Raw genomic sequence first — 21,470 nt, forward strand, 5'->3', positions numbered from 1 at the left:
TCACGCTGATGGTACTGCACTCGTGAGGGTGTGGGAGAGTAGGTTGCTGCCAACACTTTATAATTTGATGATGGTGGTGGTGGGTTGATCCTGGTTGGGTTGACCCACCACCACCCCTTTTTTATGCGCAGATTCCATTCGAAGCGTCCAACCTTTAGAAAAAAAGGGAGGGCATCGCCGAGTTGTCAGCGATGCCCTCCCTTTGTCGTTATCAACCCGGGAATTAACTCTCATTGAGCGCGTGCAGGCGCCTGATCGCTTCGTCGAGGACTTCATCCCTCTTGCAGAAAGCGAATCTGACTTTAGTCTTCCACGGGCTTTCGTCGTCAGTGAAGACCTGCACCGGAATTGCTGCGACTCCACACTTCTCGGGAAGGTCCATGCAGAATTGGACGCCATCTTTGTAACCAAGGGGGGAGATGTCGACAACAATAAAATACGTCCCGTTTGTATCGTGGACGTCAAAGCCAGCAGCCCGGAGTCCGTCGGCGAGCTTCTGGCGTTTCCTATCGAGGCTGTCAACGAGTCCGTGGATCCACTCTTCCTCGTTATCCAGCGCATAAGCAACGGCCGGCTGCACGGGGGTCGCGCCAACGTAGGACATAAATTGCTTGGCCTTAACGACGCCCGCCAAAAGCTCGGCGGGAGCCAATGCCCACCCGGTCTTCCACCCGGTGACATTGAGAGTCTTGGCGGCGGAAGAGACCACGACGGTCCGCTCCCTCATCCCCGGCAGTGATGCGATGGAGACGTGTTCGCGATTATTAAAAGTAAGGTACTCGTAGACTTCATCGGAGAGAACAACGATGTCGTGCTCGACGCAGGTCCTGGCAAGGCGCTCGAGGACGTCGCGGCCCAGCACGGCCCCCGTCGGATTATGGGGAGTGTTGAGAATGAGCAGTGAAGTCTTCTCGCTGATCGCGGCGTCGAGAGCGTCGAAGTCGAGGGTCCAACTCTTTCCGTTAGGGATGAGCGGCACTCCGACTCGCTTCGCGCCGGCAAGGGCCACGGCGGCGGCGTAGACGTCGTAATAGGGCTCGATGAGGATGACTTCGGAGTCGGGTTCAACGAGGCCCAGGACCGTGGCGGCGATGGCCTCCGTCGCGCCGACGGTCACGAGGATGTCGGTCTCGGGATCATAATGCTGCCCGCGGGCGCGCTCGCGCTGCCGGGAAATGGCCTCGCGAAGCTCGGTGTGGCCGCGGCCGTCCCCGTACTGATTGTTGCCGTGAAGGATCTCCTGGGCGGCGCGCTCGAGCATGGGGCGCGGGCCATCCTCATCGGGAAAGCCCTGGCCGAGGTTCACGGCGTTATGTTCGATGGCCTTCTCAGTCATCGTGGCAAAAATCGTTTGTTGGAAGGGCTGTAATCTCTGGACTACTCGGTTCATACCGAACAGACTACATGCCTACCACCTGCCGTCCCGCAGGGGATCCACCCTCCGAGGGCGCTAGACCGCTCGCTCCGCAAGGGTCGTCCGTGTGCTCAGTTTTTCGGGCCAGAGGAGAGCGGCAGAAGGCTGTGCGCCGTGGCCTGGACATCGGACACTTTTCGAATGTTCTTCTCAAGGATGCGCCACTGCTCGTGGGGGATGGCGTGGCGGGCTTCATGGACGATGTCGGGGTCCTGGGTTGCCCATGCGATGGGCATGGGGGTCACCTGGTCCCAGTGGGATAGCTCGCCGAGTTTGCGCGAGCCACTTACCGCGACGGCGGGGACTTTCTCGCCGGTGCGGCGCTCGTGGAGTCCAATGCCAGAACACGTGCGGGCGCAGAGCGCCCAGCGTGGTGGTTCCTGGGGGTCGACCGTCGTGTTGACGAGGGCGAGCAGGACGACGTCGCGGGGGTTGACGTCGGCGACGACGGCAGGGGCGAGGGGATAGGTGTCGTAGAGGCGCTGTGGATCGCCGACCTTCTTGGGCACCACGCTTCCGATGACAGCGAAAATGATCGCCAGGATGATGAAGAGGCCGAGCACAATCCACTGCATCCCGCCACCGCGCAGGTACCACGCGAGGCCACCGCCGATGGCCAGCAGAATGAGCGCAAAAATGTACGCGGAGAACTGGAGGCGACGTGTGTCGCGGAGAAGCTCATTGTGCTTTTTTGCGAAGGGGCGATCGACGGCGAAATGGAAGTCCGACATGATGTCCTTGCTAATCGGCGGCGGCACGGGGTGCCGAGGGGCATGTCCCATGCTAGCCGGTGGCCCGTCGCGGACGAGGAGGGGCCGTGCTCGAGGTGTACCTTTCGACCACGCGTGAGTTGACAGTCAGCCCACACTATCGAGAAAGTCTTTCACAAGGAGGAGGTTGCCTGTACCATGCGTATGCATCCTGGAATCGAATGAAGAAATGAAAGGGGATGGTGGTGCGGCAACAGGTGCAGCAGCATCCTGCTGGTCAATCATCGGTGAAACGGTGTGCCTGGGTTGTTCCGCTTCTGTGCGGCCTGATCTGGGTCCTGTTTATGACCTTCAGTGGGCATACATTGATCTCGGCGTTAACCAATCCATTGACCTTGTTCTGTATGGCGGTGACGGTCATCGTGGGTCTGGCTGCAGGAAAGAATCGTCAGGGACAGAGCCAGTAGGTTTCATGCGTCTGCGGCCCTCGTCGTGACTCACGGAGATGGAGAGGTAATGACCCGGGCCGCGTTCTCTATGCCGTCTATGCCTCGATACGCTCGCGCTCTCTTCAGCCGTCGGGGCTGGAAGCTCTCAGCGATTCCGGTTTCCAGTCATGGGTTTTGAGGGGGCGCGTGGCGACATATCAATGGGCAGACGTGCACAGAGCTGCCAGTGACCTGCGAAAATCGGCAGCCCGAGGCCGCGGGGCCAAGGGTCAAACTTTAGTTTGGCTCGCCGCCCCCATACGGGCTGAATGAGGTGTGCTGGGGCATGGAGAGTGTCATTTTTCGCCGGCATTTGAGAGAATAGGGCTATGGCAAACATGGAGAAGAAGCAGTATGTTGATCCGGGCTGGCCGCAGCACACTCCGGGTGGTGGTCACCCCGTAACGGAAATGATTTCTAAGATTGCTGGCGCCTCTAGCCCTTATGGCGATGACCTTGAGTTCCCCGTTCCCCCGGAGGAACTGACCTACGTCCACCCGTACACCCGGATTAACCGATAGCGACGGGCCCGCGGCCACCAGGCCACCAGCTTCCTTCATGATGAAACCCTCCGCAGGCGTAATGCCGCGGAGGGTTTCCTAGTGCTGCCCATGGCCAGCCATCGTCCGCTCATCCTGGCGGTGGGCAAAATAGCAACAACCCCGCCCCCACACGCGGTGGGGGCGGGGCGACTCCTGCGACGGAGGTTCATGTCACGGCTGGCGGGTGCGTGCTGGGCTCCGCAGCGTCAACCTGAAGCTTAGAGTGACATCTTAGCGGGCCTGCGCCAGGATCCCGTCGATCACGGCGCGGTGCTGCGCGTAGAAGCCATCGAGGTTGGCGCGGTTCGCGTTGTACCACTGGTCGATCTGAGCCGGGACAGCAATGCCGCGGGCCGCGAGGACGTCGCGGATCTGGGCGTAGAGAGCGTCGACGGCAGCGGCGTCGCCCTCATCGGCGTTCTGGGCGATCTCAGCGGCGCCAGCAAAGGGGGCGGCAGCCGGGGCGGCGGGGGCGGTGCGCTCGCTCGGGGCGGAGTTCAGGCCCAGGGAAGCGGAGCAGGCCGGCCAGGCACCCCAGCCCTGGGATGCCAGAACGCGCTCGGCAACAACGATCTGCTGCTCGCGGGAAGCCTGCGCGGCGGTCGGGGCGAACTCGGCGCCACCGTGGCCGGTCCAGGTCTGCTGGGTGAACTGGAGACCACCGGAGAAGCCGTTGCCGGTGTTGATGCTCCAGTTGCCGCCGGCCTCACACTGGGCCAGGCGGTCCCAGTCGCTGTCGGGGGCGGCGGAGGCCGTCGGGGCGAAGAGAGCTGCCGCGGTGCCGAGGGCGGCGGTGGAGGCAGCAATCTTGATGTAGCTCGTGGACTTCCGTGCGTGTCGGGCCATGCGCTCAGGGATCCTCTCTCCGTGCTGGGCCATGTGGCCTGGCCAGGCGGCCAGTGCGCAATCAGTGATCAGGCTGATCGCTCAGCACGTGTATCGATTCGTCTTCTGGTTGATATGGTCGTAAACGCACCGTCTTCAACCGAGCGGCGGGTGGGAGGCTAGGAAATATGCCTCACCCTCCGACGGTGCATGACGATCAGGATAACCGTTGATAACGTTTCTGTCACGTTCTTTGCCCCATGGGGGTGGGGGATGCTCGGGAGATCGGCTAAAACTGCAGGTGGGCGGGTTTTATTCGGCCCTGTGACATTTCTCTCCCGCCGAAACAGTGCTCCACAGGGCTCGATTCATGGTGTATACTGACAGATTCTGCGCGCATCGCACGGATGGGCGCATCGTTTTGGAAGGTGGTGGCGGCGGTGCCCGTCGGCAAGGTGAAGTGGTATGACCCTGAGCGCGGTTTTGGGTTTCTCTCTCACCCTGGTCATGAAGATGTTTTTGTCGCCAAGCAGGTGCTGCCGCGCGATGTGAAGGAGCTCCACTCGGGGGATCGCGTGGAGTTTGACTTCGCGGAGGGGCGCCCGAGTCCCAAGGCGTTGCGCGTCGTTCTTCTGGAATCCGCGAAGACTCGACGCCACCGCCAGCACCACTACAGCCCGGAGCAGCTCAACAGTATGGTGGCCGACGTCATGAGCCTCCTCGAGGGCATTCAGCCGGGGCTCCAACAGGGCAACTACCCGGAGCATAAGGTCGGGCACCAGATTGCGGGTATCCTCCGAGCGGTGGCGCGGGAGCTCGACGCCTAGTAGCACCCCGGCCCCTGACCGACCCCACGGGGCCTAGTTGCTCTTCTGCTGTCCCTCGGCGCCGGCTCCTCGGGCGTTGAGCGACCACACGACGTGGTAGGGGGCCTCTTCGCCATTCTCATCGTGGCCGATCATCATCGCGGAGACCTCGACGACGACCAGGCGCGGACGCTCCCCGCCCTCGGTGAGGGGGTCAACGGAGCCGTGGAGCGTGACGGACGTCTTCTCGTTAGCGCCGTAGTTACTTTGGTCGTTGGCGGCGGGGTCGTCGTAAATGGTGACGATGGACCAGTCATGGTCATAGATGGAGCGGGGGATCTCGAGGGTGAGATCGCCGTCGGCCGGCACCTCGAGGCTAGGGATCTCGCCCTCCTCGCAGGGCGTGCCCGCGGCGCAGACTTGATAGGGGGAGATGTCCACGGAGTTGTCCCCGCTGCTCGCTGAGATGCTGACGTCCTTGGGCTCGGGGCCGGGGCGGTTCTTCCACCAGTTTTGGGCGACGACGACAGCCACCACGACGATGACCGCAGCCACCACCAGCGTGAGGATCTGCAGCAAGGACTTCTTTTTAGCCTGACGCGAACGAGCCATGACTCGTCATCTTAGCGCCTGGGCGGCTCGGTCCGGGGGCTCGCCTTCCCACTACGCCCGATTCGGCAGTGCGGCCGGAAGCGGACTGGTGCCCACCCCAGCGGGGGATCCTTTTTTGAGAATGTTCTGTGGGAGTGCGAATCTATTCCTTGTTCCATGCTGGGGACTCGGTGAGCGATCGCCGCCCCGCGTGGAGCAATAACCCGCCGCTGTGAGGAAGAGACAGACTATGAAAGCAGCCCTGGACAGGTATTTCCACATTTCGGACCGTGGCTCGACGATCGGAGCTGAAATCCGGGCCGGTGTGGTGACGTTCTTTGCGATGGCGTACATCGTCATCCTCAACCCGCTCATTCTGGGAACCACCGCGGATGTGGAGGGAAATACGTTAGGCATCCCGCAGGTCGCCGCCTCGACGGCGCTGGCCGCGGGCGTCATGACGATCGCCTTCGGCCTCATCGCCCGCTATCCATTCGGCATCGCGGCTGGGCTTGGTATCAACACCATGCTCGCCGTGACTCTGGTGGGCGGCGAAGGGCTCAGCTGGCCAGAGGCCATGGGGCTCGTCGTGATCGACGGTATTGTCATCGTGATCCTCGCGGTGACGGGTTTCCGCACCGCCGTCTTCCAGGCAATCCCCGCCTCTCTCAAAGCGGCGATCGGTGTGGGTATTGGTCTGTTCATCGCGATGATCGGCCTCGTCGATAGCGGTTTTGTCCGACGCGTTCCCGATGCCGCGAACACGACCGTGCCGGTGAGCCTGGGGATCGACGGCTCGATCGCCTCGTGGCCCACCCTGGTCTTCGTGCTTGGCCTCATTATTTGCGGGACGCTCGTTGTGCGGAACGTCAAGGGCGGCTTGTTCATCGGGATCGTGTTGACCTCGGTCATCGCGATGATCGTGGAGGCCTTCGCTCACGCCGGCGAGTCCGTTGTGGATGGGGAGCCCCATCCCACCGGCTGGTCGATGGCCGTTCCGAAGATTCCGGACACGTTGGGCGGCCTGCCGGACTTGTCGATCGTGGGGCATGTCGATCTCTTCCACGCCTTTGTGCGGGTGGGCCCCCTGACGGCCGTGCTGCTCATTTTCACCCTGGTTTTGGCCAACTTCTTCGACGCGATGGGCACCATGACTGCTCTCGGTAAGCAGGGTGGGCTCGTCGATGAGGAGGGCAACCTCCCGGATCTGAAGAAGGCCCTGGTGGTGGAGGGCGCCGGTGCGATCGTCGGTGGTGCGGCGTCGGCGAGCTCCAACACGGTGTTTGCGGACTCGGCGGCTGGCGTCGGCGATGGCGCGCGGACGGGTCTGGCGAATGTCGTGACGGGTGGTCTCTTCATCCTGGCGATGTTCCTCACCCCGCTCTATGAAATTGTGCCGATTGAGGCGGCGGCGCCGGTCCTCGTTGTCGTGGGCGCGATGATGATTGCGCAGGTCACCGACATTGATTGGACGCGCTTTGAGGTGGCGCTGCCGGCTTTCCTCACGATCGTCATCATGCCGTACACCTACTCCATCGCGAACGGCATCGGCGTGGGCTTCATCGCGTACGCGGTGATGTCGCTAGCGGCCGGCAAGGCGAAGGAGCTGCACTGGATCATGTGGTTGGTCTCGGCGCTCTTCGTCATCTACTTCGCCGCCGATCCGATCATGGGGCTGATGGGCTCCTAAGACCGGCTCAGTAGCATGGAGGCATGAGTCCTCAGCGTGTTGCTATCACGAGCTCCGACGACCCGCGCGTCAACGACATCCGCGACCTCAACAGTTCAGACAAGAGGCCGGACCTGCCGGGTGGTCGGGGCCTTGTTGTTGCCGAGGGGCCGCTCGTGGTGGGCAGACTCCTGGAGTCGGCGTACCCCGTCCGGCAGATCGTCGGCTTCCCCCACAAGCTCGACGATTTCCTCTCCGAGAACGAGGTGCCGGCAGACATCCCCATCTACGAGGTGTCTCGGGAGCTTCTCGCCGAGGTTGCCGGCTTCGACATGCACCGCGGCCTCCTGGCGACGGCGGATCGCATCGAGCAGCTGAGCCCCGAGCAGGTCCTTGACGGGGCGAGCACCGTCATGGTGCTTGAGGGCGTGGGCGATCACGAGAACATCGGGGCGATGTTCCGCAACGTTGCTGGCCTGGGCATCGACGGGGTGCTCTTCGGCTCGGGCTGCGCTGACCCACTCTATCGTCGTTCCGTGCGAGTCTCCATGGGGCACGTCCTTCGCGTGCCGTGGGCGCGGCTGGAGGGCACGTACACGACGTGGCAGAGAAGCCTCGACGTTCTGCGGGAACGGGGATTCCGCCTCATCTCGCTCACCCCGGATCCGGGGGCTGCGCATCTCGCTCAGGCGCTTCGCGATGAGGAGGGGCGCCCCTGGGAAAAGGTGGCTCTCCTCGTGGGGGCGGAGGGCCCGGGGCTCACCGAGCACGCCATGAAGGCCACCGACGTTCGTGCGCGCATCCCCATGGCTCCGCACACTGATTCGCTCAACGTGGCGACCTCCGCCGCCGTCGCCTGCTGGGAGCGCGTGCGGCTGCGCGGGCTCGACGAAGAAGCCGGGGCCTAGGCTGCCCTGTGCGGCTGGCGCCGGGGCTTAGCTGCGGTCGATGTGCCGCAGCTTCTCCCGCGCGGTGCGGAAGGCGATGCCGAGCCCCCGGGCGGCGCCGGTGGCGGCACGGCGGGCCAGGACAAGCGAGCGCTCGGTGATGCGGGCCAGCTCGTCGGCAGTGCCGCCCTGTGGACGTTGATCCTCGTAGTCGTCGTACACGGCAGGGGAGAGGGATCCCGACGGCGTGTCGTGGCCGGGCTTTGGCAGGACGCGATTGTGGGAGCCGTCCACGCGCGGGGCGGGGCGGCCGTCGACGGCAAACGCTGCGATATGGATATCCGGGCCCTCCGGGCTGATGGGGACCCCGAGCCACTGCTTTTCCGCCTCGGCAACGAGGTCAAGGGGGATGAAGGGGAGGGAAATCCCGCCGATCTGCTCGTTGCGCTCCCCGGCCCAGAAGGGAGACTCGAAGGGGAAGGGGAGCCCGGCGTCCTCGAAGAGCTCGTCGCGGGTGGCGCAGAGGCTGCGGCGCAGCTCGCCGTGATCCCAGCGCGCGAAACCGCCGAACTCCTCCCAGCGGCCGAGGGTGCCCTGCGCGAAAGCGTAGATGCGCTCGGCGGGCAGAGAGCGAAGGAGATGAGGATCAAGCTCGGAGAGTGTGTCGGCGTTCTCGACGAGCGTCTGGACCACGCTCACCCGGCCGAAACCTCCGATGTAGAACTCGCCCGGGGAAGCGGGGACTGAGCGGTTAATGGGGAATTCCCCGATGCTCGTCACCGGCCAGGACGGGTTGAGCTGGGCGAGGTATTTTCGGCCAAAGCCGCGGTCGGCGCGCGGGTCGGCGGAGAGAATATCCGCCGGGTGTTCCGTCGACACGAACCACAGCGTGACGGCCGCGGTCACGCCACTCGCGGTATCCATAGGCTATTTCCTCGGTCGCTTGGTGTTGGCGCGCACCCCGAGGAGGACGTCCTCCCAGTGCGGTGTCACCGCCCGGCGGCGCCGCTTGGAGGGGGAGTTCTCGGGGTCGGGGTGCTGGAGCAGGTCGTCCTCGTCGTTCGCCTCATGGGAGCTCTGGTCTTCCTCGGCGGGCTCGGAGTCGGCCTCAACGGGGGGAATATCGTCCCGGGTGCGCTCGGTGGCGGACTCGTCCTCCTGCTGGCCGCTCACCGTGGTGAGGGTCGGCCGGTGCTGCTCGACGGGTTCATCCTCCTCATCCCAGCGGTGGACCGAGGTGAGGGAGCGCACGGGCTGGACGAAGTCGGGGTCCGTGAGGTCGGCGGCAACACCATTGCGGGCGACCGCCGTCGCGGAGGAGGTGGTGTGGTTGTGGAGGGTCCACTCGGCGACATTCTCGCTGAGTCCCACCGTCCACGTCACCGTGACGACCCACTGCCCAGAGGTCTCACGGAATGCGTCCCAGCTGGCATCGGCAAGGTCGTGCCCGCGGGCGGCGAGCGCCGTGGCAAGGACCTCGAAGAGGTTGAGCTTGGCGGGGCCGTCGTCGCGAACCGGATGGGCCTGCTTCGCCATCTCTGCGATGCGCGCCCGCTCCTGCAGGACGGGGTAGGCGAAGACCTCGACGCGCGACTCGGCCACGCCCATGGCCTCGGCGAGCTCCGTCACGCTGGCGCCCGCGCGGATCTTCTCCTGGATTTCCCGGGGGCGCATCGTCAGTGGAGCGGAGAGCGCGGGGTCCGGCTCGCGCTTCGGAGAGGGCGGGGTGGTGTGCAGCCCGACGCGCGTCGAGCCGGAGCCCTCACCCTGGCCCTCCGAAACGGGGTTCTGAGAGTCCGTGCTGCCCTCCGCGGAGGAGGCTGCGGGCTTGTCCGGGTCTCCTGGGGCTGCGGTCGAGGCGCCGTCCTGGTCCTCGGCGGAGCCGGCGGAGTCGTCGAGCAAGATCGCGCGGATATCACTGGTGACCTCGAGGAAGAACTGCTCCTCCGTCTCGCCCTCCGGCGCTGCGAGCCGGAAGACCAGAGAGCTGGGAGTTGATTCCTCGCGGACGAGGACAAGCTCACGCATGTGATCTCCTTCGTCTGGTGGGCAGGTACTCAGCTTTTCACTTTAACGCACTGCGGAACGGGCGCCACCCTCATCCAGGACATAATCGATAGCCTGCGTGAGGATCTCGATATCCTCCGATTCAATCGCCGGGAACATTCCGATACGCAGCTGATTACGGCCCAGCTTGCGATAAGGCTCAATATCGAGAATCCCGTTAGAGCGCAGGATCTTCGCGAGCGCAGCCGCATCAATGGACTCATCGAAATCAATCGTGCCGACCACCAGCGAACGCTTCTCCGGGTCAGCGACGAAGGGCGAGGCCTCCGGGCGCTTCTCCGCCCAGGAGTACAGTGCCGAGGAGCTCCGGCGGGTGCGCTCCACCATGCCGTCGAGGCCACCATTCTCATTCATCCAGGTGACCTGGGCGTTGAGCATGAGCAGCGACGCGACAGCCGGGGTGTTGTACGTCTGGTTCTTCCGAGAGTTCTCGACGGCGGTCTGCAGGTTGAGGAAAGCCGGGATGAAACGATCCTCATCGGAGTTGAGCTGGGCGATCCTTTCGATCGCGGCGGGGGACATGGCGGCGAGCCACAGGCCGCCGTCGGAGGCGAAGCACTTCTGCGGGGAGAAGTAATAGACGTCCGCGTCCTTCATGTCGACGGGCAGGCCGCCGGCGCCCGAGGTCGCGTCGATGACGATGAGCGAGTCCTCAGAGCCCTCGGGGCGGGTGACCGGGACCATGGCGCCCGTGGACGTCTCGTTGTGTGCCCAGGCGATGACATCGGCCCCCGGGACGGCCTGCGGCTCCGGGGCGGTGCCGGGCTCCGACTCGATGATGGTGGGCTCGTCGAGCCACGGGGCCTTGCGGGCTGCGGTGGCGAACTTCCCCGAAAACTCGCCGTAGACGAGGTGCGCGGACTTCGTGGCGATGAGGCCGAAGGTGGCCGCATCCCAGAAGGCGGTGGCCCCGCCGAGGGAGAGGACGATCTCATAGCCCTCGGGGAGGGAGAAGAGGGACCCGAGGCCCTCGCGAACAGAGCCCACAACATCCTTCACCGCGGCCTGGCGGTGCGAGGTGCCGATGATGGACGTGGCCCCGGAGACGATAGCGTCAATCTGCTCGGGCCGAACCTTGGACGGGCCGCAACCGAAGCGGCCATCGCTGGGGCAGAGGTGATCAGGGAGGATGAACTGGGACGATGCGTCACTCATGTGTGCTCGCTGCGCTTTCCTGCTGAGGGGTGATCTGTTTGTGTGCCTTAAGTTTAACGGCCTGACGTGGAGCGGAGCGTTTTCTTTCGCTATGTTCCCAGGGATGGGGGTGGTGAGCGGGGGTAGTGCGGCCAGTGCTGGCAGGTGAGGGTGCGGAGCGGAATTTTTCTCCCGTGAACAATGGCGGCTGTCACACAATCTGTTAAAATGTGCCGTATTCCATGTCTCGGGCCCCGCCATGCGGCTCGCTGAGCTGCGGCAATGCTGTGGACTTGGGAGCATGGAGAGACAAGTGAACGGCGCTAGCATCCGCCGCGGTGGCGGCGAACGTCGGAACGCGTCCCCTGTGGGGGTGTGCTCCGGGGCCCGTATCGCGTTCTGCGGCCGGACGGTATAGCGTCATTGGTTAACGTGAGAATGACCCCAAAAGGTGATATCTCAGATTCCAAACTCGTGTAGGGAAAGGGAGAACGTGGCTTCTGACAACAACGAGAAGGTAGTGCTTCAGTACCCCGGTGGTGAGTTCGAGACTTCCATCAAGAAGGCCACCCAGGGTAACGACGGCATCGACTTCAGCAAGCTTCTGAACGAAACCGGTTTGGTCACCTTTGATCCGGGCTACGTGAGCACTGGTTCGACCGAATCCAAGATCACCTACATCGACGGTGAAAACGGTATCCTTCGCTACCGCGGTTATGACATCGCCGACCTGGCGGAGAACGCCACCTTTAACGAGGTGTCCTACCTGCTCATCAAGGGCGCCTTGCCGAACGCCGAGGAGCTCGCAGAGTTTAACAGCGAGATCCGCCACCACACCCTGCTGGACGAGGACTTCAAGTCCCAGTTCCGCGTGTTCCCCCGGAACGCGCACCCGATGTCCGTGCTGGCCTCCTCCGTGAACATTCTGTCCACCTACTACCAGGACCAGCTGGATCCGCTCGATGAGGCGCAGCTGGACAAGGCGACCGTCCGCCTCATGGCGAAGGTCCCGATGCTCGCGGCGTACGCCTACCGTGCATCCAAGGGTGTTCCGTACATGTACCCGGACAACTCCCTCAACGCCCGCGAGAACTTCCTCCGCATGATGTTCGGTTACCCGACCGAGCCCTATGAGGTGGACCCGGTCATGGTGAAGGCGCTGGACAAGCTCCTCATCCTCCACGCGGACCACGAGCAGAACTGCTCCACCTCCACCGTCCGCATGATCGGTTCCGCTCAGGCCAACATGTTCGTGGCCGTGGCCGGCGGTATCAACGCCCTGTCTGGCCCGCTCCACGGTGGTGCCAACCAGGCCGTTCTCGAGATGCTGGAGGACATCCACACCAACCACGGTGGCGACGCGACCGACTTCATGACCCGCGTGAAGAACAAGGAGAAGGGCGTCCGCCTCATGGGCTTCGGCCACCGGGTCTACAAGAACTACGACCCGCGCGCCGCGATCGTCAAGGAGACCGCCCACGAGGTGCTCGAGCACCTGGGCGGCGACCACCTCCTCGACCTCGCCATCGAGTTGGAGGAGATCGCGCTCAAGGATGACTACTTCATCCAGCGCAAGCTCTACCCGAACGTCGACTTCTACACCGGCCTCATCTACCGCGCCATGGGCTTCCCGACGGACTTCTTCACCGTCCTGTTTGCCATCGGCCGCCTCCCGGGCTGGATCGCTCACTACCGCGAGCAGCTCGAGATGAACACCAAGATCAACCGCCCGCGCCAGATTTACACTGGTGAGACTCAGCGCGCCGTCACCCCCCGTGACCAGCGCTAAGAAACTCGGCGGATGGGGCTAAAGAGCCCCTGAGGGCCAGGTGAGCCCGCGCCACTCTATAATGTGGTGCTGACTCATCTGGCCTTTTCTCATGAGGGGCGTGCACGCGTGTGCCCCTCAAGGCCTAAGGTCACCTGACATGATCCCAATCGGAGGAGTATTCGTCCCATGGAGAAACCGCACATTGACGCCCCGACTGGCCCGGCCCCCAAGGACTTGGTCATCGAGGATCTCGTGGTAGGAGACGGGGATGAGGCACAGCCCCAGGACCAGGTTGAGGTCCACTACGTCGGCGTCGACTATGAATCTGGGCAGGAGTTCGACTCCTCCTGGGATCGTGGCCAGAGCATCAGCTTCCCGCTCAATGGCCTCATCCAGGGGTGGCAGGAAGGCATCCCGGGGATGAAGGTGGGCGGGCGTCGTAAGCTCGTCATTCCCCCCGAAAAGGCCTATGGTCCCGCCAACGGTGCGCACCCGCTGGGCGGCCGCACGCTCGTGTTCATCATCGACCTTCTCAAGGTCGGGGCCTAGGGGGCCACGCCCACGTGGGGGCAGTGGAAGTACCCCCCCACATCGTGCGCTGTTCTGCGCAGCTGCCCTCATGACGTGGGGTGGCGGCGCGTTCGTCGTGAAGAGTGTTCAATGGAGGGCATGACTACTCTCGCACCGACCGTGACACTCAATGACGGCACTGAGATCCCCATCGTGGGGCTGGGGACCTGGCAGCTCAAGGGGGAGGAGTGCATCCGCACGGTTCGCCGCGCCATCGAGCTGGGCTACCGGCACATCGATACGGCGGCCATTTATGGCAACGAGGAGGCTGTGGGGCAGGCCATCCGGGATGCTATCGCCGCCGGAGATGTGGAGCGCGAAGAGCTCTTCGTGACCTCCAAGGTGTGGCACAGCCACCACGGCTCGGCGGAGGCGGCGGAGTCCTTCCAGGAATCGCTGCACCGGTTGGGGCTCGATTACCTCGATCTCTTCCTCATTCACTGGCCCTACCCGCAGTTGGGGAAGTTCGTCGAGACCTTCGAATCCATCGCGCGGATCCAGGGTCTGGGGACTGTGCAGAGCATCGGTGTGGCGAACTTCTATGAGGAGGTTCTCGACGAACTCATCGAGCGCACGGGGATCGTTCCCGCGGTCAACCAGGTGGAGCTCCATCCGGGCTTCTCCCAGCAGGACCTGCGTGCTTACCACGCTGAGAAAGGGATCAAGACGGAGGCGTGGTCCCCGCTGGGGCGCGGCATCCTTCTGCAGAACCCGGTGATTGCGGATATCGCGGATCAGGTGGGGCGTTCGCCCGCCCAGGTCATGCTGCGGTGGCAAACCCAGCTGGGGATTATCACCATCCCGAAGTCCGCGCGCGAGGAGCGGCTGGCGGAGAATATCGGGATCTTCGACTATGAGCTCTCTGAGGAGCAGATCGAGAGGATCTCCGCGCTCGATCACGAGCGGGGCTTTGGACGCATTTTCAACGATCCGCGCACGTGGCCCGCAGAGCAGGACAGCGAGCAGTAGCCACAGCGCTAGCCCCGTGGGGCATCGACGCCGCGCCATCCCCAGTAGGGAGGCGCGGTTTTCGCGTGTTCAGGGTGGGGCGAGCGGGTGACGTCGTCGGTGTGAAGATGGCAAAGGGAACCCCGGAGGAGATTCGCAAGATTCGCAGAATGATCCGGGGCGGGGGTGCTGCGGCGGCGCAGAGATTTCTTGAGGCGCAGGTCACAGCGTTGGGGGAGCGGCGACGGGGGTAGTACTGAGGGAGAGTGGGGATATGCACTTAAAGATTGCTGAGTGAATTAGGTAACTTGTGGTGAAGCCCAGTGTGTGGTCATCGACACACAACAGCGTGTGGGAATTCACCGCATGGGGCCACACTGACCGAAATGAAAGCGAGAAGTGACAGCGATGAGCGTCAATACTGAAGCTGCCACGCAGCGAAGGCAACCAAGCACGGAAGACTTCCAAGCCATGCAGAAGAGTGAGGAATTCCAGGCCCTCCGTAGCGCCTACCGTTCCTTCACCTTCCCCATGTCGGTGGCCTTCTTCCTGTGGTACGTCATGTACGTACTCCTCTCCATCTTCCTTCCGAGCACGATGGGCGTGCCCTTCCTGGGGATGAATGTTGGGCTGTGGCTGGGGGTGCTGCAGTTCGTCACCACATTCCTCATCACGTGGGCCTACGTGAAATATGCCAACAAGAACATCGAGCCCAAGGCGGCTGCAATCCGCGCTGAGATGGAAGGCCAGGTGACTCCCGCATGATGACCACATTCCTCGCAGAGAGCACAACGGAGGGGAGCGGAAACCCGCTGCTCAACATCGCTGTCTTCCTCGTCTTCATCATCTTCACGATGGCCGTCGTCATGCGCGCGGGGAAGAGCACGAAGGAAGCCTCCGACTTCTATACCGGCGGCGCGTCCTTCACCGGAACCCAGAACGGCCTCGCTATCGCTGGTGACTACCTGTCCGCCGCGTCCTTCCTCGGCATCGTCGGCGCAATCGCCCTCAGCGGTTACGACGGCTTCCTGTACTCCATTGGATTCTTCGTCGCCTGGCTGGTCGCCCTGCTTCTCGTGGCGGAGCCGCTTCGCAACGTCGGGCGCTTCACGATGGCGGACGTCCTGAGCTTCCGCCTCCGGCAGAAGCCGGTGCGCGTGGCCGCGGCCTTCGGCACCCTCTTCGTGTCTCTCTTCTACCTCATCGCGCAGATGGCGGGCGCTGGCGCCCTCGTCTCCGTGCTGCTCAACATCCACGGGGATACTGCCCAGGCGGTGGTCGTCGGCATCGTGGGCGTCATCATGATTGTGTATGTCCTCATCGGTGGTATGAAGGGCACGACGTATGTCCAGATGATTAAGGCCGTGCTGCTGGTCACGGGCGTGGTGGTCATGACCGTCCTTGTCTTCATCATGGTGCGCGGCGGTATGGGGACCCTGCTTCAGCAGGCAGTGGAGACCCACGCGAACTCGGAGACCATCGCCAAGGAGGGTTACGCGGCGGAGGCCATCCTGTCCCCGGGCATGAAGTACGGCGGCACCCTGGCGAAGGACCTTGACTTCATCTCCCTCGGTATCTCCCTGGTGCTTGGCACCGCGGGCCTGCCGCACGTGCTCATGCGCTTCTACACCGTTCCCACCGCGACGGAAGCCCGGAAGTCCGTGACCTGGGCGATCGTCCTCATCGGATCCTTCTACCTCATGACCCTGGTCCTCGGCTTCGGAGCTGCGGCGCTCGTTGGGCCGGATCGGGTGCACAACGCCCCGGGCGGGGCCAACGCAGCCGCCCCGCTCCTGGCCCTCGAACTGGGCGGATCCATCTTCATGGCGGCGATCGCGGCGGTGGCCTTCGCTACCGTGCTGGCCGTCGTGGCGGGGCTGGCGATTACCGCCTCCGCATCCGTCGCGCATGACATTTATGCGGCGGTCATCCGTAACGGAGAGGCGACGGAGGAGGAGCAGGTGAAGGTGTCCCGGGCGACCGTCGTGGTCATCGGTATCCTCGCAATCGTCCTCGGCATCCTCGCGATGAAGCAGAACGTGGCCTTCCTCGTCTCCCTGGCCTTCGCCATCGCGGCCTCCGCGAACCTGCCGACCATCCTGTACTCCCTGTACTGGAAGCGATTCAACACGGTGGGGGCGGTCTGCTCCATCTACACCGGACTCGGCAGCGCGCTGCTGCTCATCATTCTGTCCCCGGCGGTGTCGGGAGCGAAGACCTCCATGATCCCGAGCCTGGACTTCGCGATCTTCCCGCTGAGCAGCCCCGGCATCGTGTCGATTCCGCTGGCCTTCCTCGCCGGCTGGCTGGGCTCCATCCTCACCAAGCCGGAGAACCTCGACCACCTCCAGGCGGAGATGGAAGTGCGTTCGCTCACTGGCGTCGGCGTGGAAGCCCCCGTCGCCCACTAACCGCACTCGCTGCGCTCAGCCTGCGCACACCCTTCGATCCCGAATCGCTGAGCGCAGCACCCTCGAACCCCGAGGCTAGGAGAGAGACTCCTCCGCCTCGGGGTTCTTCTTGTTCTTCAGGCCCTTGAGGCCGCCCACGATGCCCGGGATGATCGAGATGAACACGATGAGGAGGAAGATCGCCTCGATGTTCTCGCGGACGAAGGTGATCTGACCCAGCAGAGCACCCAGAGCGACCACGCCCGAACCCCACAGGATGCCGCCGATGACGTTATACGTGATGAACGTCCGCCACTTCATGCCCGCCATGCCGGCCACGAGGGGAGCGTAGGTGCGGACGATCGGCACAAAACGGCAGAGGATGATCGTGAGGGGGCCGTACTTGTCGAAGAAGTCCTCTGTCTTGCGGACATACTCCTGCTTGAAGATGCGGCCATCGGGGCGATGGCGGAGCATCGGGTGGAACTTATGCCCGATCCAATAGCCCACCTGGTCGCCGAGGATCGCCGCGATCGGGCACACAACCATGACCAGCCACAACGGTGCGAAGGGGTCGGGCTGGTTCGCCAGGAGGCCCGCCGTGAAGAGGAGGGAATCACCGGGCAGAAGGGGGAAGAGAAGCCCCGACTCAATGAAAACAATGAGGAAGAGCACCGGGAGGATAGCCCCTCCGAAAGGCCCCGAGCCGGAGAGAAGATACATCGGGTCGAGCCATTGGGGGCCCAGGGCCATCGTTGTGAGGACGTCGTGACGCATAGGGACGACCTTACCCCGCGGCGGGTGGATCACCGGAACTGGAGGGCGGCGCGGTGGTGGCTGTCGTAAGCACGATCACACGAAAAGTGCCCCAGACTGGATTCGAACCAGCGACACCCGCTTTAGGAGAGCGGTGCTCTATCCACTGAGCTACTGGGGCATGCCAGAACAGCCTACCGCACGGGTCTCACGGGATGGAATTCGCTGGGGGAAGGGCTGCTCAGGGCAGGGATTGGTGGTAGCGGAGGAAGCGGTAGTCGAGACCGGGCTGGGCGTCGGGGTCGACGGAAAAGCCCGGGAGCAGGCGGCCCTTGGGGGAGTGGAGCCAGCCGGAGTCTTGGGCGAGGTGGGCGTCCTCCGGGAGTGGGGGCGCCGCCACGAGCGGGGCTGTGGGGTGGCTGTCCGCGAGGCGGATGCGGACGAGGGTGATCTCGAGGCGCTCGCAGAGGGGGAGGAAGTCGTGATAGACCTGGCCGCCGCCCATGATCCACCCCTCGCCGGGCAGATGCTCGCGGGAGCAGACCGTGGCCCCCTCGGACCAGGGGCCGGGGGCCCGGGTGGAGAGCACGACATTCTCGCGGCCGGGGAGCGGGCGGAATCGCGGGGGGAGGCTCAGCCAGGTTCGCCGGCCCATGATGACCGGGGAGCCGGAGGTGAGCTCCTTGAAGTGCGCGAGGTCCTCGGGGAGGTGCCAGGGCATGCTGTGGCCGTCGCCGATGATGCCGTCGAGGGATTGGGCCCAGATCGCGGAGTAAGCCATTAGACCGACACCGTGGCGCGGATGGTGGGGTGCGGGTCGTAGCCGGTGAAGGAGATGTCGTCGAAGTCGTAGGAGAAGAGGTCCGCGGCGCGGCGGAGCTCGAGGGTGGGGTAGGGGCGCGGTTCCCGGGAGAGCTGGAGGGCGACCTGCTCGCGGTGGTTGTCATAGATGTGGCAGTCCCCGCCGGTCCAGATGAAATCGCCGACCGTGAGGCCCGCCTGCTGGGCCATCATGTGCGTGAGCAGCGAATAGGAGGCGATGTTGAAAGGCACGCCGAGGAACATATCCGCGCTGCGCTGGTAGAGCTGGCAGCTCAGGGCGCCGTCGGCGACGTAGAACTGGAACAGCAGGTGGCACGGGGGCAGCGCCATGGATTCGAGGTCGGAGACATTCCACGCGCTCACGATGTTGCGGCGGGAGTTGGGGTCTCGACGGAGCAGATCGAGGGCGCCGGCCAGCTGGTCGATGTGGCGGCCGTCGGGCGTGGGCCAGTTGCGCCACTGGACGCCGTAGATGGGGCCGAGCTCGCCGTCCTCATCAGCCCATTCGTTCCAGATGCGGATCCCGTGCTCCTGGAGCCAGCGGACGTTGGAGTCCCCGCGCAGGAACCAGAGGAGTTCCCCGACGACGGAGCGGACGTGGATCTTCTTCGTCGTCAAGAGGGGGAATCCATCCGCCAGGTGATAGCGCAGCTGGGCGCCGAACACACTCGTTGTGCCGGTGCCTGTGCGATCAGCCTTCGGCGTGCCATGCTCCGCGATATGACGGAGGAGATCCTCATAGGGGGTGGGGATGGGCGCTGTCATGCCTCACGACTCTACTCGCCAGGTGTGCACCGGCTCGCCAGTGGCCTGAAGGGCCACGTAGCGCTCGACGAGCTCCGCGAGCGCCGCCGACCGCTCAGGGCTCTGCGGGAGGGAATTGAGCGGGACCAGCGAGCGCAGGGTGCGCAGCTGCCAGGTGGCGCCATTGCTGCGCAGCCGGGCTCGCTCGGCGATGACGCCCAGGTAGCGGTCGATGAGCGGGCGGTCCACCTCGAGATATTCTAGGCCGCGTCGGGCGCGGGGGAGGAGGTAGTCGAGGATGAGGTCGGCGGCGTCGACGCGCCCGAGGGTGGGCCAGGCCAGGCGGGCGTGGATGCCCGCGCGGGCAGCCGAGGTGAAGTTGTGCTCCGCCTCCGCGAAGCCGAGCCGGGACCACACCGGGCGGGTGTCGCGGATGAGGTCGTGGACGAGTCCGTAGTAGTAGGCAGCATCCGCGATGGCGTCGAGGACACTCGGGGCAGCCGGCAGCAGACGGTTCTCCACGCGCAGGTGCGCCGGGCCCTCGGAGGAGCGAGGGGCCGGCGCATAAATGGGCCGGTTCCAGCGCCACACGGTGCCGTTATGCAGGTTGAGGTAGTGGAGTGCTGGGGTGCCGCCCTGGACCACGGGCGTTCCGGAGGCCTCGCGGGATTCGGGGAGAAGCGGGGAGAAGTAGCGGACGTTCTCCTCGAAGAGGTCGAAGACGCTGGTGATCCACCGTTCCCCGAACCACACGCGCGGGCGTACTCCCTGGTTTTGGAGCTCGGCCGTGCGCGTGTCGATGGACTGTGTGAAGACGGGGATCCGGGACTCGTGCCACAGCTGGTGGCCGAGGAAGAGCGGCGAATTCGCCGAGAGGGCCACCTGAGAGGCGGCCGCCGCCTGGGAGGCGTTCCACGCGGCGGCGAAGTCATAGGGGGAGACCTGCAGGTGGAGCTGCATGGAAGTGCAGGAGGCCTCGGGGGCGATGTCATGGAACTCGCGGTGCAGATGCTCCCGGTCAGCGAGGTCGATGCGCACGAGCTCGCCGCGGGATTCCATGATCGCGTTGTTGAGCGCCCGGTAGCGGTTCTCCGGGGTCATCCACTCCTCGGACTCCAGGAAATCCGAGGTGAGGGTGGGAAGCGTCCCGATCATCACCGGGCGAGCGCCGTGCTGGGCCGCGGCCTCGCGCACCCGCTCAATCCGGGCGGCCACGCCGCGCTCCATGCGCTCCAGGCCGTCCCCGCGCATGTCGACGACCGGATGGTTGAGCTCCACGTTGAACGCGCCGATCTCCGACTGGAACTCGTCGTCCCCCGAGAGCGACTCGAGGACGCGGGGGCCGACGGCGGCCGGCTGTCCGGCCGAGTCAATGAGGTTGAGCTCGAGTTCGAGGCCGATGCTGCCGGCGTCGTCGAACTCGGCGCGCTGGAGGTGGCGGTCAAAGGTCTCGAGGTCCTCTGCGAGGCGCTCCCGATAGCGGGTGCGCTGGAGCGGACTGTAGCGTTCGGTGGAGACGGCGTCGCCCATGGTGTGTTAGCCCTCGTGGGAGTCGGCGGACTTCTGGAAATCGGCGATGATGCCGAGGATCTCATCCTTGAGCTCGGGCCGGCAGATGAGGACGTCCGGGAGGTAGGTGTCCTTGTGGTTGTAGGTGAGCTCCGAGCCGTCGAGGCGGGAGCAGTGCAGGCCCGCCGCGAGGGACACGCCCACCGGGGCGGCGGAGTCCCACTCGTACTGGCCGCCGGCGTGGATGTAGGCGTCGTAATCACCGAGCAAGACGTGCATGGCCTTTGCACCCGCGGAGCCGATGGCCTCTGTGCTGAAGCCCAGCTTCTCCGCCACGTGGAGGGCCACCTCCGGCGGGCGGTTGTGGGAAATGGCAATCTTCCGGGCGAAGGGGCCGCTCACGGCGCGGGCCTCGGAGGAGTCAAAAACGACGCCCAGGTCGGGGAGGTTCACCGCCGCGTGGATGGGGTGGCCCTTGTCGACGAGAGCGATGTGGACGGCCCAATCCTGGCGTCCGGTGGCGAACTCCTTCGTGCCGTCAAGGGGGTCGATGATCCAGACGCGGTCCTTGGTGAGCCGCTCGGGGTTATCGGCGGCCTCCTCGGAGAGGAAGCCATCGTCCGGGCGGTGCTGTTCGAGGACCCGGGCGATCCAGTTTTGGGCGAGGTCATCGCCGGCATCCCCCAGGTTGCGACCCCGAAGCAGCCCCACCCCGCGGACGCCTTTGAGAATCTCCCCCGTCCCCTGTGCAAGCAACTTGGTCAACCGGGCATCATCAATCTGTGCAGTCATGCGGATTATTCTAATGCGTTGACTAGCATGTGGCA

At 64.4% G+C, this 21,470-nt stretch carries 21 protein-coding genes and 1 tRNA gene; 9 read left to right on the top strand and 13 right to left on the bottom strand.

All coding sequences use genetic code 11. The features are described 5' to 3' along the window. Nucleotides 1-223: 223 nt before the first annotated feature. On the bottom strand, nt 224-1,390 hold the full coding sequence (locus L1O03_RS05920; RefSeq protein ID WP_236118532.1) for a pyridoxal phosphate-dependent aminotransferase: 1,167 nt from the start codon (nt 1,388-1,390) through the stop codon (nt 224-226). A gap of 95 nt (nt 1,391-1,485) precedes the next feature. Further along, nucleotides 1,486-2,145, bottom strand: a complete 660-nt coding sequence (locus L1O03_RS05925; RefSeq protein WP_236118533.1) for a DUF3239 domain-containing protein — start codon at nt 2,143-2,145, stop codon at nt 1,486-1,488. Nucleotides 2,146-2,941: 796 nt separating this feature from the next. On the opposite strand from L1O03_RS05925, the gene L1O03_RS05930 reads away from it, so the two are divergent. Next, nucleotides 2,942-3,133 (top strand): hypothetical protein, encoded by a 192-nt coding sequence (locus tag L1O03_RS05930; protein WP_236118534.1) that lies wholly within the window; start codon nt 2,942-2,944, stop codon nt 3,131-3,133. Between the two features lie 252 nt (nt 3,134-3,385). On the opposite strand, the gene L1O03_RS05935 is transcribed toward L1O03_RS05930, so the two are convergent. Next, entirely contained in the window at nt 3,386-4,000 is a 615-nt protein-coding gene (locus L1O03_RS05935) for a resuscitation-promoting factor Rpf1 domain-containing protein (protein WP_236118535.1), read from the bottom strand. Nucleotides 4,001-4,419: 419 nt separating this feature from the next. Between L1O03_RS05935 and L1O03_RS05940 the strand changes: the two genes are divergently transcribed. Continuing rightward, the gene (locus tag L1O03_RS05940; RefSeq protein ID WP_236119189.1) at nt 4,420-4,806 is read left to right on the top strand and encodes a cold-shock protein; all 387 of its coding nucleotides are present in this window, start codon (nt 4,420-4,422) and stop codon (nt 4,804-4,806) included. Between the two features lie 33 nt (nt 4,807-4,839). On the opposite strand, the gene L1O03_RS05945 is transcribed toward L1O03_RS05940, so the two are convergent. Then, entirely contained in the window at nt 4,840-5,397 is a 558-nt protein-coding gene (locus L1O03_RS05945) for a DUF2771 domain-containing protein (protein WP_236118536.1), read from the bottom strand. A gap of 229 nt (nt 5,398-5,626) precedes the next feature. Here L1O03_RS05945 and L1O03_RS05950 point away from each other — a divergent pair, with 229 nt between their 5' ends. Continuing rightward, nucleotides 5,627-7,066: an NCS2 family permease gene (locus L1O03_RS05950; RefSeq protein WP_236118537.1), complete on the top strand. Its 1,440-nt coding sequence runs from the start codon at nt 5,627-5,629 to the stop codon at nt 7,064-7,066. A 23-nt stretch (nt 7,067-7,089) separates the two neighbouring features. Continuing rightward, on the top strand, nt 7,090-7,953 hold the full coding sequence (locus L1O03_RS05955) for a TrmH family RNA methyltransferase (protein WP_236118538.1): 864 nt from the start codon (nt 7,090-7,092) through the stop codon (nt 7,951-7,953). 27 nt (nt 7,954-7,980) lie between these two features. Here L1O03_RS05955 and L1O03_RS05960 read toward each other — a convergent pair whose 3' ends face one another. The 3 genes from L1O03_RS05960 to serC are packed head-to-tail and all read right to left on the bottom strand — an operon-like array spanning nt 7,981 to nt 11,154. Continuing rightward, on the bottom strand, nt 7,981-8,856 hold the full coding sequence (locus L1O03_RS05960) for a DUF6928 family protein (RefSeq protein WP_236118539.1): 876 nt from the start codon (nt 8,854-8,856) through the stop codon (nt 7,981-7,983). Nucleotides 8,857-8,859: 3 nt separating this feature from the next. After that, a complete protein-coding gene (sepH, locus tag L1O03_RS05965) occupies nt 8,860-9,960 on the bottom strand; it encodes a septation protein SepH (protein WP_236118540.1) in 1,101 nt (366 codons plus the stop codon). 42 nt (nt 9,961-10,002) lie between these two features. Further along, nucleotides 10,003-11,154, bottom strand: coding sequence for a phosphoserine transaminase (serC, locus tag L1O03_RS05970; protein WP_236118541.1), 1,152 nt, complete (start codon nt 11,152-11,154; stop codon nt 10,003-10,005). Between the two features lie 472 nt (nt 11,155-11,626). On the opposite strand from serC, the gene L1O03_RS05975 reads away from it, so the two are divergent. The 5 genes from L1O03_RS05975 (at nt 11,627) to L1O03_RS05995 (ending at nt 16,833) form a co-directional block, all read left to right on the top strand. After that, nucleotides 11,627-12,922, top strand: a complete 1,296-nt coding sequence (locus L1O03_RS05975) for a citrate synthase (protein ID WP_236118542.1) — start codon at nt 11,627-11,629, stop codon at nt 12,920-12,922. Between the two features lie 168 nt (nt 12,923-13,090). After that, the gene (locus tag L1O03_RS05980; protein ID WP_236118543.1) at nt 13,091-13,453 is read left to right on the top strand and encodes an FKBP-type peptidyl-prolyl cis-trans isomerase; all 363 of its coding nucleotides are present in this window, start codon (nt 13,091-13,093) and stop codon (nt 13,451-13,453) included. 111 nt (nt 13,454-13,564) lie between these two features. Next, the gene (locus L1O03_RS05985; RefSeq protein ID WP_420830307.1) at nt 13,565-14,443 is read left to right on the top strand and encodes an aldo/keto reductase; all 879 of its coding nucleotides are present in this window, start codon (nt 13,565-13,567) and stop codon (nt 14,441-14,443) included. Nucleotides 14,444-14,830: 387 nt separating this feature from the next. After that, complete coding sequence (locus L1O03_RS05990) at nt 14,831-15,187, top strand: DUF485 domain-containing protein (protein WP_236118545.1); 357 nt, start codon at nt 14,831-14,833, stop codon at nt 15,185-15,187. Continuing rightward, a complete protein-coding gene (locus tag L1O03_RS05995) occupies nt 15,184-16,833 on the top strand; it encodes a solute symporter family protein (protein ID WP_236118546.1) in 1,650 nt (549 codons plus the stop codon). Before L1O03_RS05990 ends, L1O03_RS05995 begins: the two co-directional genes overlap by 4 nt. Before the next feature lie 75 nt (nt 16,834-16,908). Here the strand turns inward: L1O03_RS05995 and L1O03_RS06000 are convergent, their stop codons facing one another. From L1O03_RS06000 to L1O03_RS06025, 6 genes are all read right to left on the bottom strand, one after another. Further along, nucleotides 16,909-17,589, bottom strand: a complete 681-nt coding sequence (locus L1O03_RS06000) for a DedA family protein (RefSeq protein ID WP_236118547.1) — start codon at nt 17,587-17,589, stop codon at nt 16,909-16,911. A gap of 87 nt (nt 17,590-17,676) precedes the next feature. Beyond that, nucleotides 17,677-17,749 (bottom strand) — tRNA-Arg (locus tag L1O03_RS06005). A 60-nt stretch (nt 17,750-17,809) separates the two neighbouring features. Continuing rightward, on the bottom strand, nt 17,810-18,349 hold the full coding sequence (locus tag L1O03_RS06010; RefSeq protein ID WP_236118548.1) for a dihydrofolate reductase: 540 nt from the start codon (nt 18,347-18,349) through the stop codon (nt 17,810-17,812). Then, nucleotides 18,349-19,155, bottom strand: a complete 807-nt coding sequence (locus L1O03_RS06015) for a thymidylate synthase (RefSeq protein WP_236118549.1) — start codon at nt 19,153-19,155, stop codon at nt 18,349-18,351. The genes L1O03_RS06010 and L1O03_RS06015 overlap by 1 nt, the downstream gene beginning before the upstream one ends. Before the next feature lie 3 nt (nt 19,156-19,158). Further along, entirely contained in the window at nt 19,159-20,664 is a 1,506-nt protein-coding gene (locus tag L1O03_RS06020; protein ID WP_236118550.1) for a glutamate-cysteine ligase family protein, read from the bottom strand. A gap of 6 nt (nt 20,665-20,670) precedes the next feature. Then, on the bottom strand, nt 20,671-21,435 hold the full coding sequence (locus L1O03_RS06025; protein ID WP_236118551.1) for a 3'(2'),5'-bisphosphate nucleotidase CysQ: 765 nt from the start codon (nt 21,433-21,435) through the stop codon (nt 20,671-20,673). Nucleotides 21,436-21,470: the final 35 nt, after the last annotated feature.

Origin of the sequence: Corynebacterium uropygiale, assembly GCF_021568315.1 — a bacterium.
Lineage (GTDB): Bacteria > Actinomycetota > Actinomycetes > Mycobacteriales > Mycobacteriaceae > Corynebacterium > Corynebacterium uropygiale.

Excerpts from the sequence above, each read along its gene's own strand:
- L1O03_RS05920 (WP_236118532.1), bottom strand. The coding sequence starts at position 1,390 with ATGAACCGAGTAGTCCAGAGATTACAGCCCTTCCAACAAACGATTTTT.
- L1O03_RS05925 (WP_236118533.1), bottom strand. The coding sequence starts at position 2,145 with ATGTCGGACTTCCATTTCGCCGTCGATCGCCCCTTCGCAAAAAAGCAC.
- L1O03_RS05930 (WP_236118534.1), top strand. The coding sequence starts at position 2,942 with ATGGCAAACATGGAGAAGAAGCAGTATGTTGATCCGGGCTGGCCGCAG.
- L1O03_RS05935 (WP_236118535.1), bottom strand. The coding sequence starts at position 4,000 with ATGGCCCGACACGCACGGAAGTCCACGAGCTACATCAAGATTGCTGCC.
- L1O03_RS05945 (WP_236118536.1), bottom strand. The coding sequence starts at position 5,397 with ATGGCTCGTTCGCGTCAGGCTAAAAAGAAGTCCTTGCTGCAGATCCTC.
- L1O03_RS05950 (WP_236118537.1), top strand. The coding sequence starts at position 5,627 with ATGAAAGCAGCCCTGGACAGGTATTTCCACATTTCGGACCGTGGCTCG.
- L1O03_RS05955 (WP_236118538.1), top strand. The coding sequence starts at position 7,090 with ATGAGTCCTCAGCGTGTTGCTATCACGAGCTCCGACGACCCGCGCGTC.
- L1O03_RS05960 (WP_236118539.1), bottom strand. The coding sequence starts at position 8,856 with ATGGATACCGCGAGTGGCGTGACCGCGGCCGTCACGCTGTGGTTCGTG.
- sepH (WP_236118540.1), bottom strand. The coding sequence starts at position 9,960 with ATGCGTGAGCTTGTCCTCGTCCGCGAGGAATCAACTCCCAGCTCTCTG.
- serC (WP_236118541.1), bottom strand. The coding sequence starts at position 11,154 with ATGAGTGACGCATCGTCCCAGTTCATCCTCCCTGATCACCTCTGCCCC.
- L1O03_RS05980 (WP_236118543.1), top strand. The coding sequence starts at position 13,091 with ATGGAGAAACCGCACATTGACGCCCCGACTGGCCCGGCCCCCAAGGAC.
- L1O03_RS05985 (WP_420830307.1), top strand. The coding sequence starts at position 13,565 with ATGGAGGGCATGACTACTCTCGCACCGACCGTGACACTCAATGACGGC.
- L1O03_RS05990 (WP_236118545.1), top strand. The coding sequence starts at position 14,831 with ATGAGCGTCAATACTGAAGCTGCCACGCAGCGAAGGCAACCAAGCACG.
- L1O03_RS05995 (WP_236118546.1), top strand. The coding sequence starts at position 15,184 with ATGATGACCACATTCCTCGCAGAGAGCACAACGGAGGGGAGCGGAAAC.
- L1O03_RS06000 (WP_236118547.1), bottom strand. The coding sequence starts at position 17,589 with ATGCGTCACGACGTCCTCACAACGATGGCCCTGGGCCCCCAATGGCTC.
- L1O03_RS06010 (WP_236118548.1), bottom strand. The coding sequence starts at position 18,349 with ATGGCTTACTCCGCGATCTGGGCCCAATCCCTCGACGGCATCATCGGC.
- L1O03_RS06015 (WP_236118549.1), bottom strand. The coding sequence starts at position 19,155 with ATGACAGCGCCCATCCCCACCCCCTATGAGGATCTCCTCCGTCATATC.
- L1O03_RS06020 (WP_236118550.1), bottom strand. The coding sequence starts at position 20,664 with ATGGGCGACGCCGTCTCCACCGAACGCTACAGTCCGCTCCAGCGCACC.
- L1O03_RS06025 (WP_236118551.1), bottom strand. The coding sequence starts at position 21,435 with ATGACTGCACAGATTGATGATGCCCGGTTGACCAAGTTGCTTGCACAG.